This window comes from Pantoea sp. UBA5923, from assembly GCF_002431095.1.
GTDB lineage: Bacteria > Pseudomonadota > Gammaproteobacteria > Enterobacterales > Enterobacteriaceae > Pantoea > Pantoea piersonii.
The window spans coordinates 75912-87138 of the sequence record NZ_DJDN01000020.1 but is presented as its reverse complement, the minus strand read 5'-3'; the positions used below and the strand labels follow the sequence as shown (position 1 = coordinate 87138).

15 protein-coding genes are annotated in these 11227 nt (G+C 58.5%); 6 read left to right on the top strand and 9 right to left on the bottom strand.

Features of this window, described 5'->3' with window-relative positions; all coding sequences use genetic code 11:
• Positions 1 to 35: 35 nt before the first annotated feature.
• Both ubiT and B3797_RS05010 read left to right on the top strand, forming a co-directional pair.
• Positions 36 to 560: a ubiquinone anaerobic biosynthesis accessory factor UbiT gene (gene ubiT / locus B3797_RS05015; protein ID WP_311790561.1), complete on the top strand. Its 525-nt coding sequence runs from the start codon at positions 36 to 38 to the stop codon at positions 558 to 560.
• Positions 554 to 1060 carry an N-acetyltransferase gene (locus B3797_RS05010; protein WP_311783208.1) on the top strand — a complete coding sequence of 169 codons (507 nt, stop codon included), beginning with the start codon at positions 554 to 556 and terminating at the stop codon, positions 1058 to 1060. The genes ubiT and B3797_RS05010 overlap by 7 nt, the downstream gene beginning before the upstream one ends.
• Here the strand turns inward: B3797_RS05010 and B3797_RS05005 are convergent.
• Positions 1044 to 1331: a GIY-YIG nuclease family protein gene (locus B3797_RS05005; protein WP_311783207.1), complete on the bottom strand. Its 288-nt coding sequence runs from the start codon at positions 1329 to 1331 to the stop codon at positions 1044 to 1046. The genes B3797_RS05010 and B3797_RS05005 overlap by 17 nt on opposite strands.
• A 90-nt stretch (positions 1332 to 1421) precedes the next feature.
• Between B3797_RS05005 and B3797_RS05000 the strand changes: the two genes are divergently transcribed.
• The gene (locus B3797_RS05000) at positions 1422 to 1868 is read left to right on the top strand and encodes a YhbP family protein (RefSeq protein ID WP_311790560.1); all 447 of its coding nucleotides are present in this window, start codon (positions 1422 to 1424) and stop codon (positions 1866 to 1868) included.
• Positions 1869 to 1886: 18 nt separating this feature from the next.
• On the opposite strand, the gene B3797_RS04995 is transcribed toward B3797_RS05000, so the two are convergent.
• Positions 1887 to 2408 carry a type 1 glutamine amidotransferase domain-containing protein gene (locus tag B3797_RS04995; protein ID WP_120455440.1) on the bottom strand — a complete coding sequence of 174 codons (522 nt, stop codon included), beginning with the start codon at positions 2406 to 2408 and terminating at the stop codon, positions 1887 to 1889.
• 142 nt (positions 2409 to 2550) lie between these two features.
• On the opposite strand from B3797_RS04995, the gene B3797_RS04990 reads away from it, so the two are divergent.
• Positions 2551 to 3177 (top strand): NAD(P)H-binding protein, encoded by a 627-nt coding sequence (locus tag B3797_RS04990; protein ID WP_311790559.1) that lies wholly within the window; start codon positions 2551 to 2553, stop codon positions 3175 to 3177.
• Here B3797_RS04990 and nrdG read toward each other — a convergent pair.
• The 6 genes from nrdG to argF form a co-directional block, all read right to left on the bottom strand.
• On the bottom strand, positions 3174 to 3650 hold the full coding sequence (gene nrdG / locus B3797_RS04985) for an anaerobic ribonucleoside-triphosphate reductase-activating protein (RefSeq protein ID WP_311790594.1): 477 nt from the start codon (positions 3648 to 3650) through the stop codon (positions 3174 to 3176). The two genes, B3797_RS04990 and nrdG, sit on opposite strands and share 4 nt — an antisense overlap.
• Entirely contained in the window at positions 3650 to 5788 is a 2139-nt protein-coding gene (gene nrdD / locus B3797_RS04980; RefSeq protein ID WP_311790558.1) for an anaerobic ribonucleoside-triphosphate reductase, read from the bottom strand. Before nrdD ends, nrdG begins: the two co-directional genes overlap by 1 nt.
• 209 nt (positions 5789 to 5997) lie before the next feature.
• Entirely contained in the window at positions 5998 to 6384 is a 387-nt protein-coding gene (gene ridA, locus B3797_RS04975) for a 2-iminobutanoate/2-iminopropanoate deaminase (RefSeq protein ID WP_311783203.1), read from the bottom strand.
• 82 nt (positions 6385 to 6466) lie between these two features.
• Positions 6467 to 6931, bottom strand: coding sequence for an aspartate carbamoyltransferase regulatory subunit (pyrI, locus tag B3797_RS04970; RefSeq protein ID WP_120455449.1), 465 nt, complete (start codon positions 6929 to 6931; stop codon positions 6467 to 6469).
• Between the two features lie 12 nt (positions 6932 to 6943).
• A complete protein-coding gene (pyrB, locus tag B3797_RS04965; protein ID WP_120455450.1) occupies positions 6944 to 7879 on the bottom strand; it encodes an aspartate carbamoyltransferase in 936 nt (311 codons plus the stop codon).
• A gap of 231 nt (positions 7880 to 8110) precedes the next feature.
• Positions 8111 to 9118 carry an ornithine carbamoyltransferase gene (argF, locus tag B3797_RS04960; protein ID WP_311790557.1) on the bottom strand — a complete coding sequence of 336 codons (1008 nt, stop codon included), beginning with the start codon at positions 9116 to 9118 and terminating at the stop codon, positions 8111 to 8113.
• A gap of 163 nt (positions 9119 to 9281) precedes the next feature.
• On the opposite strand from argF, the gene rraB reads away from it, so the two are divergent.
• Positions 9282 to 9710, top strand: a complete 429-nt coding sequence (gene rraB / locus B3797_RS04955; protein ID WP_048781961.1) for a ribonuclease E inhibitor RraB — start codon at positions 9282 to 9284, stop codon at positions 9708 to 9710.
• 55 nt (positions 9711 to 9765) lie between these two features.
• Positions 9766 to 10527, top strand: a complete 762-nt coding sequence (gene miaE / locus B3797_RS04950) for a tRNA isopentenyl-2-thiomethyl-A-37 hydroxylase MiaE (RefSeq protein ID WP_311790556.1) — start codon at positions 9766 to 9768, stop codon at positions 10525 to 10527.
• A 14-nt stretch (positions 10528 to 10541) separates the two neighbouring features.
• Here miaE and B3797_RS04945 read toward each other — a convergent pair whose 3' ends face one another.
• Positions 10542 to 11045 carry a GNAT family N-acetyltransferase gene (locus B3797_RS04945; RefSeq protein ID WP_311783198.1) on the bottom strand — a complete coding sequence of 168 codons (504 nt, stop codon included), beginning with the start codon at positions 11043 to 11045 and terminating at the stop codon, positions 10542 to 10544.
• Between the last annotated feature and the right edge of the window lie 182 nt (positions 11046 to 11227).

Genomic DNA, 11227 nt, shown 5'->3' with positions numbered 1-11227 from the left:
AATATACCTGAAATTTTCTAGAGGGAGAGACGCCCGTGTTCGAGCAGTTACGTGCTGAGTTAGTGAAAAAAGGCCCAGGATTCCTCGCCTTACCGATTTTTCTGACACCGTTCCCGTTAAAAAAGGCCTTTCTGCAACAACTCTTAAACTGGCAATTTCGCCATGCTTTAGCGGAAGGTGAGTTAGACTTTCTGCAGGCGCGTCATCTGGGTATTGAGATCGCGGATGTGGGTTTGCGCTGGATTACCACCATTGAAGAGGGCCAGCTAAAGGTCGTACAGCATGCAGAAGCGGACGTCTGGTTTCGCGGCAATGCTAACGATCTGCTGCTGGTCGCCGCTCGTAAAGCGGATCCGGATATGTTGTTTTTCCAGCGTCGTCTGCTGATCGAAGGCGACACGGAGCTGGGACTGGAGGTGAAAAACCTGATGGATGCTCTGGAACTTGAGGCCATGCCCACGGCGTTGCGCACGGGACTGCAGCAGCTGGCTGCGTTTGTTGAGGCGGGAATGAAACAGGACGCGAAGGCCGCACAGGCGCGCGCGGAGAGTGTATGTTAATTCGCACAGAAATAGGGTTGGATGCGGCAAGCATCGACAGCTTGTTACGGCGCAGCTTCAAGACCGAAGCGGAAGCGGAACTGGTTCAACAGCTGCGGGAAGATGGATTATTGACGCTGGGCGTGGTGGCGACGGACGACGAAGGCCAGGTGCTGGGCTACGCCGCGTTCAGTCCGGTGACCTTGCAGGGCGAAGACCGCAACTGGGTCGGCCTGGCGCCGCTGGCGGTAGATGAGAGCGTGCGCGGGCAGAAAATCGGCGAGCAGCTGATCTACGCCGGGCTGGATACGCTGAATGAGTTCGGCTACAGCGCGGTGGTGGTGGTAGGCGATCCCGCCTATTACAACCGCTTTGGCTTTGAACCTGCGGCGCGTCACGGGCTGCAGTGCCGCTGGCCTGGCGCCGAAGCGGCGTTCCAGGTCTACCGACTGGCGGATGACGCTTTTGTTGGCGCGGAAGGTCAGATCGATTTTGCCGAGCCGTTTAACCGGCTTGCGTAAGCCAGCTGGCGAGGCAGCCCGGCTGTTGCGCCACCAGCCGCAGCTTCTGCTGGCGGCTGAGCTGTTTGACCTGGTATTCCAGCCGCGACGCCGCGGCGCGGTCGCCAGCGTCGCAGCGATAGACCAGCGCCAGCGGGCCTTTGCCGCGCAGGGCGCGCGCGCCGCGTCCGCTTTCATGCTGCTCTACGCGCCGCGTCACATCGGTGGTAATGCCGGTGTAGAGCACGCCCGCCGCGGTCTGGACGATATAGAGCTGCCACGCCTTATTCATAATCTGAATCCCTGAATCTTTACTGCCGGGCAGTGTAGCGCGCCAGCGACGCGGCGGCTATCCGGCGATTTTTGCACGGAGCAATAGAACGTGTCTGACCATTCTCATCTGGTGCGCTACCTGAAAAAGCAGCATGTGCTCTCTCTCTGTTGTCAGGCCGGCGACGATCTCTGGTGCGCCAACTGTTTTTACGTCTTTGACGAAGCCAGCATGGCATTCTGGCTGATGACCGAGCCTGATACGCGTCATGGCACGCTGCTGCAGGCGAATCCGCAGGTAGCGGGCACCGTAAATGGTCAGCCGAAAACTGTGCTGTTGATTAAAGGCGTGCAGTATCGCGGGAAAATCGCGCGGCTTGAGGACGCAGCGGAAGTGCAGGCGCGCATGGTCTATCAGAAACGTTTTCCTGTGGCGCGCAAAGTCTCTGCGCCGCTGTGGGAGATCCGGCTGGATGAGATCAAGATGACCGATAATGCGCTGGGCTTTGGTAAAAAAATCGTCTGGCGGCGGGAAGAGAGTGAAATCCCTTTCCCCTAAGGGAAAGGGAACAGCGCATTACGACGCCTGCAGAATACGCAGAGACTCGCGGTTAAAGGCGGGCAGATCGTCCGGCGTACGGCTGGTAACGAGACGATCGTCATCCACGATCACCTCTTCATCATAGAAGTCTGCGCCGGCGTTGCGCAGGTCGATAGCAATCGCCTTCACGCAGGTCATTTTGCGGCCGCGCACGCCGTTCGCGCTGATCAGCAGCTGCGGGCCGTGGCAGATAGCAAAAATCGGCTTGCCGCTGGCAACAAACTCTTTGGTAAAGGCGACAAAACGGTCGTCGCCGCGCAGCGAATCGGGCGAATGACCACCGGGCAGCAGCAGCGCGTCAAATTCGGCCGGGCTTACTTCGTCAATGGCGCGGTCAATCTTCACCTGCGCTTCGCCCTGTTTGCCGGTAACGGTTTTACCCGCCTCTTTCTCGATGGTGACCACCTCAAAGCCCGCCTGCTTGTAAGCGTCAGCCGGTGAGGTAAATTCTGAGTCTTCAAATTCATCGGTAATCAGTACCGCAATCTTCTTGCTCATTTTCCCCTCCTCATGATGATTTGCGCACGATGCGCTCTCCTGGTGAACAGGTTAAGCCTGGTTGTTTGTGCTGAAAATGCAAGCCGGGCGGCCAAAGCTGACTATATTTCAGAGTAATGGCAACAGGTTAGCGGGAGGCGAGATGCATCGTGTATTACTGACTGGCGCGACGGGCCTGGTGGGCGCGCATCTGCTGCGTTTGCTGGTGGCGGATACGCGCGTTGACGAAATTATCGCGCCGACGCGTCGTCCGCTGCCGCCGATGAACAAGGTGGTAAATCTGGTCGAGGCGGATCTGACCGACGTGCTGCGTCCGCTTAACGTCGCCATCGACAGCGTGTTTTGCTGTCTCGGCACCACGCGGAAAGAGGCGGGCAGTAAAGAGGCGTTTCTGCACGTTGACTATACGCTGGTGGTAGATACCGGCCTGAACGGCCTGCGGCTGGGCGCAAAACAGATGGTGGCCGTCAGCGCCCACGGCGCGAATCGCCATTCGCCTTTTTTCTATAACCGGGTAAAAGGCGAGATGGAGGCGGCGCTGCGCCATCAGGGCTGGCCTCGCCTGACGCTGGTCCGTCCCTCTCTGCTGCTGGGCGAACGCACGCGCCAGCGTACCGGCGAAAGCCTGATGGCGCCGCTGTTTGGGCTATTGCCAGGCAACTGGCGCTCGGTCTCCGCGCAGGCGGTGGCAGAGTGCATGCTCGCGCGCGCCTTTCAGCCCGGCGGCGACAGCGTGGAGATTATCGAATCGGGTCAAATCCCACGCTAGCCGCGCTCTTTACGCAGATCCCAGATAACCTGATTGCGGCTGCCGCGCCACAGCAGCGTGGCGTCTTTTTCCTCTTCTACAAAGCGCCCGTCGATCAGCACATCAATATAGTGCAGCACCTCACGCTGGGAACCGCTTAACTCGGCGCGCTGATAGCCGGTCCAGAGCCAGATATCTTTACCTGGACACTCTGCGCGCACGCGTTTCACCAGCTGGCGGATATAGGGTACGTTATGCGGATGCAGCGGATCGCCGCCGCTCAGGGAGAGCCCCTGACGCGGAATGCGGGTGTCCTGAAGATCGGCGATCAGGCGCTCCTCCATCTCCAGCGTAAAAGGGGCGCCGGAGTCGAGTCGCCAGGTGCTCTGGTTGTAGCAGCCGCGACACTGGTGTTCGCATCCGGCCACGAACAGCGTGCAGCGCGTGCCGGGGCCGTTAACGATATCGACCTCATAATAGCGATGAAAGCGCATCATCCCAGCGGCCCGCTCTCCAGATGTTTGACCCGCCGCTGCACCTCTTCCTGCTTGCCCGCGTTAAACGGTCGCGCGTCGGGGCTGCCGAGATAGCCGCAGACGCGGCGCGTCACCGACACGCGCGCCGGGTCGTGATTGCCGCAGTTCGGGCAGGTAAAACCGCGGCTGGTGCAGCTGAACTCGCCGGTAAAGCCGCACTCGTAGCATTCGTCTATCGGCGTATTGGTGCCGTAATAGGGCACACGATCGTAGCTGTAGTCCCACACATCCTCCAGCGCCTTGAGGTTGTGCTGCACGTTAGGGTACTCGCCGTAGCAGATGAAGCCGCCGTTCGTCAGCGACGGATAGGGCGCTTCGAAGTCGATCTTCTCATAGGGGTTAACTTTCTTCTCGACGTCGAGATGGAAGCTGTTGGTGTAGTAGCCTTTATCGGTTACGCCAGGCACTACGCCGAACTGTGCGGCGTCGAGGCGGCAGAAGCGGTCGCAAAGATTTTCGCTCGGCGTACTGTAGAGGCTAAAGCCGTAGCCGGTTTCCGCTTTCCAGGCGTCGGCTGCGGCGCGCAGACGAGAGATAATCTCGATCCCTTTGGCGCGCAGCGCAGGATCGTCATAGGGATGGCGTGCGCCGCCGCTCAGGGCGTTAAGGGTTTCATGCAGGCCGATAAAGCCCAGCGAAAGGGAGGCGCGGCCGTTGCGGAAAATCGGCCCTACCTCGTCATCGGCATTGAGACGTATGCCGCAGGCGCCCTCCATATAGAGAATGGGCGCCACGCGCGCTTTGGTTTTCTCCAGCCTGGCGATACGCGTCATCAGCGCGCGCTTCGCCAGCGCCAGTCGCTCGTCGAGCAGCGTCCAGAATCGCGCCTCGTCGCCCTGCGCCTCCAGCGCGATGCGCGGCAGATTGAGGCTGATCACGCCCAGATTGTTGCGGCCGTCATGAATTTCGACGCCATTCTCCTCATAGACGCCAAGAAAGCTGCGGCAGCCCATCGGCGTTTTAAAGGAGCCGGTGACTTTTACCACCTGGTCGTAGTTAAGGATATCGGGATACATGCGCTTGCTGGCGCACTCCAGCGCCAGCTGCTTGATATCGTAATTGATATCGCCCGGACGGCGATTCAGCCCTTCGCGGATAGCGAATACCAGTTTGGGAAAGACCGCGGTTTTATGGTTTTTGCCCAGTCCGGCGATGCGGTTGCGCAGGATCGACTGCTGGATAAGCCGCGCCGCCCAGCTGGTGCCGAGCCCGAAGCCGAAGGTGACGAACGGCGTCTGGCCGTTGGCGGTGTGCAGCGTGTTGACCTCATACTCCAGCGACTGGAAGGCGTCGTAGCACTCTTTCTCGGTGCGCGCCCGCGCGTAGGCATCCACATCGGCAATCTGCCATTCGGCGGCGATGGCGCGATGCTTCTCCATGCTGAGCAGCACAAAGGGTTCCAGCACCTCGTCGATGCGGTTGATGGTGGTGCCGCCGTAAATATGGCTGGCGACCTGCGCGATGATCTGCGCGGTTACCGCGGTGGCGGTGGCGATCGATTTCGGCGGCTCGATCTCGGCGTTGCCCATTTTAAAGCCGTTGGTCAGCATCCCTTTCAGATCGATCAGCATACAGTTGAACATCGGAAAGAAGGGGGAATAGTCGAGATCGTGGTAGTGGATTTCACCGCGCTCGTGCGCCTGCACCACGTCGCGCGGCAGAAGCTGCTGCTGCGCATAGTGCTTCGCCACGATCCCCGCCAGCAGGTCGCGCTGCGTTGGGATCACTTTGCTGTCTTTGTTGGCGTTTTCGTTAAGCAGCGCCGCGTTGGTTTGATCGACCAGGCCGCGAATAGCGTGATGCAGCTTGCCGCGCTGCTCGCGCGCTACGTCGCGATCGTGACGGTATTCGATATAGGCGCGCGCCAGCTGAGGGTAAGGGCCGCCCATCAGCGTCTCTTCAACCGCGAACTGAATATCACGAATATCGACTTCAACACGGTCGGCCAGTTTCTCGCTGACGCATCGGGCGACCGTGGCGCACCACTGCGTATCTTCGACCTGCGCCGCACGCGCCGCCGCCAACACTGCCGCCTCAATTCTCGCGGCGTCAAACGCCGAGCGACAGCCGTCGCGCTTCACCACTACCTTTGCCATGCTCTCTCCATTCCCTATATGTTGTGCTCAGGTGGATTTTAACCACTACATATGGATGCGGGGATAATTTAATCGCAGCTGTTTTGACCTGAAACAAAGAAGAGAAGGTCACGGCGCAAAGCCAGGCGAAGAGGAAAATTTGCGTAGAAATGGTGGAAAGGAGAGGGGCAAACAAACTGCGCGCTGCGGTCGCCGCGCGCAGCCGATCGTTAGCGGCGCAGGGCGATCGCTTCGATCTCGATCTTCACGTCTTTCGGCAGACGGGCAACTTCTACGCAGGAACGCGCCGGAAAGCTGGCGTTATGCTCGGTGAAGAAGGCTTCATAGGTAGCGTTAACGGTAGCGAAGTCGTTGAGGTCTTTAACGAACACCGTGGTTTTCACGATGTCGCCGACCTGCAGGCCAGCCGCTTCGACGATCGCTTTCACATTTTCCAGCGACTGACGCGCCTGCGCGTCGATCGCTTCCGGCACCGCGCCGGTCGCCGGATCGACCGGGATCTGGCCGGAGGTGATGATCATATTGCCCAGATCGACGCCCTGCACATAAGGCCCGATCGCCGCTGGCGCTTTTTCCGTACTGATTTCGCGAGACATACTTGCTCCTTAAGAGTGACGCAGCGGCGGCGTGCCGCCGCTGGCGAGAAACATCGCCCCATTATAGGGGCGGGCAGGGCGATTACCAGTGACCGAGCACCACGTGGTGGGCAAAGGCTTTCTCGCAGTATTTGCAGGTCAGCTGCACCTCTTCGTCGCGTTTTTTCACCGCGAAGCTGGAGAAAACCGGCTCGCTGCGGCTGATGCAGTTGCCGTTTGGACAGGTCAGCACGCGCTCAATGCGCTCCGGCAGCGTCGGCGCGATTTTTGCGACCACTTCGTAGTCGTCGATACGGTTGACCGTTGCGTGCGGCGCATAGACCGCCAGCTGGTTGATCTGATCCTCGGTAAGAAAGGTATTTTCAATCTTAATCAGATCCTTGCGGCCCATCTCGCCGGAAGGGAGGTTAAGGCCGATAGTGATGCGCTGGTCGGTTTCGGTGAGGCGAAACAGCGACAGCAATTTAAACCCGACCTGCGCCGGAATATGGTCAATGACCGTACCGCGCTTGATCGCTTCTACCTGCAGTTTGTTGTCGTGAGTCATGGCGATTGCTCCTTACAGATCCTGTTCGCTGTTGAGTACCAGCGCCAGCAGAGCCTGACGCGCGAAGATGCCGTTGCCCGCCTGCTGGAAATACCAGGCGTAGGGCGTTTTATCCACGTCGGTGGCGATCTCGTCAACGCGCGGCAGTGGATGCAGCACTTTCATATTGTCGCGCGCGCCAGCCAGATCCGCCGCGCGCAGGATAAACTGTGCCTTAACGTTGGCGTATTCGGACGGGTCGAGACGCTCTTTCTGCACGCGGGTCATATAGAGAATATCGGCGTGCGGGATCACCGCCTCGATGCTGTCGTGGCGTGACCAGACGATGCCGCGTTCGTCCAGCATATCGGTGATATAGGCGGGCATCGCCAGCGCGTCGGGCGCGATAAAGTAGAAGCGATTGCCGTCAAACTTCGCCAGCGCCTGCGTCAGTGAGTGCACCGTGCGGCCATATTTCAGGTCGCCGACCATGGCGATGCTCAGGTTATCCAGGCGGCTCTGCGTTTCGCGGATGGTGAAGAGATCCAGCAGCGTCTGCGTCGGATGCTGGTTGGCGCCGTCCCCAGCGTTGAGAATTGGCACGCCGCCGGAAAATTCAGTGGCGAGGCGCGCCGCGCCCTCCTGTGGATGACGCATCACGATGGCGTCGACGTAGGTGCCGATAACGGAAATCGTATCCGCCAGGGTTTCGCCCTTCTTGCCGAGCGAGGTATTGCTGCCGTCGGCAAAACCCACTACCGACGCGCCAAGACGATGAATAGCCGTTTCAAACGACAGGCGCGTGCGCGTTGAGGCTTCAAAGAAGCAGCTGGCGATAACCTTATGCTTTAGCAGCTCCGGCTGCGGACTGGCTTTCAGTCGCGCGGCGGTGTGCAGCACCAGCTCCAGTTCGTCGCGGCTGAGATCGTTAATGGAAATAATGTGCTTGCGATATAACGGGTTAGCCATAGCTCGCTCCTCTGCGCTACCGAATTGCGGACAAAAAAAAGCCCCTGCTTAAGGGGCTTTTTTTACGATCGGGTTGATGACGGAAAAAACAGGGGCGCCGCCTGCGTTCAGGCGTGATGTCGCGTGAATGTTTACGCTGCGCTGTTGCATGCTTCCTCCGGCAAATTGGGGCGCATTATACCCGTCCGGCATTTTGCATCAAGGGAAAACGTTTGCGGAGCGCCTGCTGACTTATGCCTGGCTAAGCGTCGCCACCATGACTGCTTTAATGGTGTGCATACGGTTTTCCGCCTGGTCGAACACGATGCTGTGCTCTGATTCAAAAACCTCGTTGCTGACTTCCATACCGTCGTGCAAGCCATACTGTTCGGCCATCTGGCGGCCCAGCGTGGTCTGATCGTCATGAAACGCCGGCAGACAGTGCAGGAATTTCACCTGCGGATTGCCGGTCAGCTGCAGCATCGCCTGATTCACCTGATAACTGCGCAGCAGCGCGATGCGCTCTTCCCATACCGCTTTCGCCTCGCCCATAGAGACCCAGACATCGGTATAGATAAAGTCCGCGCCCTTAACGCCTTCGGCGATATCTTCGGTCAGCGTGATTTTACCGCCGGTTTTCTGCGCCGCCTGGCGGCAGGCCTCAACCAGACCCTGCTCCGGCCAGCAGCCCTTTGGCGCGACCAGACGCAGATCCAGACCGGTTACCGCCGCGGCTTCCAGCATACTGTTGCCCATGTTGTTGCGCGCGTCGCCGACGTAGACCAGCGTCATCTCATGCAGCGCTTTGCCCGGCAGGTGCTCCCGCATCGTGAGCAGGTCAGCCAGCAGCTGAGTAGGATGAAACTCAGTGGTCAGGCCGTTCCATACCGGCACCCCGGCAAATTCCGCCAGCGTCTCCACCAGCGCCTGGCCGTAACCGCGATACTGGATGCCGTCATACATGCGGCCCAGCACGCGCGCGGTATCCTTCATCGACTCTTTATGGCCGATCTGGCTGCCGCTCGGGCCAAGGTAAGTAACGTTAGCGCCCTGATCGTATGCGGCAACTTCGAAAGAGCATCGGGTACGGGTCGAGTCTTTTTCGAAGATGAGCGCGATGTTTTTGCCTTTCAGGCGCGGCGTTTCGTTACCGTTTTTTTTAGCGTGTTTTAATTCAGCGGCGAGGTCGAGCAGGGAAGTGATATCGGCCGGGGTGAAATCCAGCAGCCGAAGGAAGTGGCGTTGATAAAGCTGACTCATAACGGGCTCCAGTGCATCCATTCCGGTTGAATGAAAATTCAATTTAAACGTATGAATATTCATTTTCAACCCCAGCGTAAAGAAACTTTCCGTTTTGAGTAGTGGCGCGCTGGGCAGTGTGGGAAAATACTTGTTTATTGCCGAACACTGAGGGGAATTCGCCATGGCATATGAAGCATTGCTGGAAGAGCAGCGTGAAGAGACACGCCTGATCATTGATGAGCTGCTGGAAGACGGCAGCGATCCGGATGCGCTCTATACCATTGAACATCATCTCTCCTGCAACAACTTCGACTCGCTGGAAAAAGCGGCGGTCGACGCGTTCAAGCTGGGTTATGAAGTGACCGAGCCGGAAGAGCTGGAGCTGGAGGACGGCACTACGGTGATGTGCGTCGATATCCTGAGCGAGTCGGCGCTGAAGCCTGAGCTGATCGACGCGCAGGTAGAGCAGCTGGTTAATCTGGTAGGTAAATATAACGTCGACTACGACGGCTGGGGCACCTACTTTGAAGATCCCGACGCCGAAGACGAAGATGACGACGAAGATGGCGACATTATCGACGGCGACGAAGATACCGGCGTACGTCACTGATTTCCCTGGCGGAGCCGCGCGCTCCGCCTTTCTGCCTTCTGCCTTTTGAACCGACATGAACTACGCACCGCTGCTTGAGCCTATCTATCAGTTTTTACTCTGCCGCACGCCGCAAGCCTGGATTGACGAGGCGCGCAAACCGGAAAACCTGACGCTGCTGCTGACCGACCATCTGGTTTGCGAGCTGAAAGCGGCGCAGACCGCCACCTGGCTAATCCGTAAATATGTCGCCGACAAGCCGAGCGGAGAGGCGATCCTCGCCTGGCTTAAGCCCTATGAAGATTTTATTTTCCGCGAGCACCCCGACAGCCAGTTTATTCAGGCCCATAAGAATCTGTCCAAAAGCATTATCGTGCGCAACGAACTCCCCTGGGCGGACGATCTGGTAGAGAAAATGGTGCTGCTGATTAAAGAGGAGCTGCACCACTTTTATCAGGTATGGGAGATTATGCAGGCGCGCGGCTTGCCCTATAAAAAGATCACCTCCAGCCGCTATGCCAAAGGACTGCTGCGGGAGATTACTACCCACGAGCCCGATACGCTGGTGGACAAGCTTATCTGCGGCGCCTATATCGAAGCGCGCTCCTGCGAACGCTTCGCCAGCCTGGCGCCCTGGCTGGATGCGGAGCTGGAGAAGTTCTATATCTCGCTGCTGCGTTCGGAAGCGCGCCACTATCAGGACTATTTAGCCCTGGCGGCGCAGATCTCGCCGAAGGATATCACGCCGCGCGTGCGCGCCATTGGCGAAGCGGAAGCAAAGCTGATTAGCGAACCGGACCCGGAGCTGCGTTTTCACAGCGGCGTGCCGGCATTCTGACAGGTAAAGCGCGGCTACAGCGCTTTCAACATTCTGTACTCGCAGTCGCCATGGCCGGTACAGCCCAGCGCGTTGTCGATGCGCTCAAATCCCAGCGACTCATAGAGTTTGATAGCGCGCGTTAAGCTGCCGGTGGTTTCCAGATAGCAGCGGCGGAAGCCGCGCTGACGTGCATGCTCCATAGCGCGCAGCGCCAGCTCGCGCGCTACGCCGAAGCCGCGCACCTCTGGCAGGAAATACATCTTTTGCAGCTCGCAGATATCGGGCGCGCTACAGGCGAGCGGGGCGATGCCGCCGCCGCCCATTACCTTTCCCTGATGCTCCACAATCCAGTAGGCGCTGTGTTCGGTGCTGTAGAGTTCATACAAACTGTCGAGCTGCGGATCGGCCACGGTATAGCCTTTGTCGGCGGTCAGGCCGAACTCCGCGGAGACGGTGCGGATCACCCGGGCGATATGGGGATTGTCGGCAGCGCTAATAGGACGCAGCGTTAGTGTAGGCTGGGTTGCAGGGATCATAGCGAAATAGGGTGGTTAACATCGGTTAGACATTCACCAGAAATAGCATTATCGTTGGGCAAAAGCAATATTCGTTATGAGGCATGGAGGCTGAAGACGGTGTTATCCCGTATTTTAAAAAGCTTAAGGCGCTTTCCCTTTATTTATTTTTGCGGGCTTTATTAATGTATGGGGTTACCTGA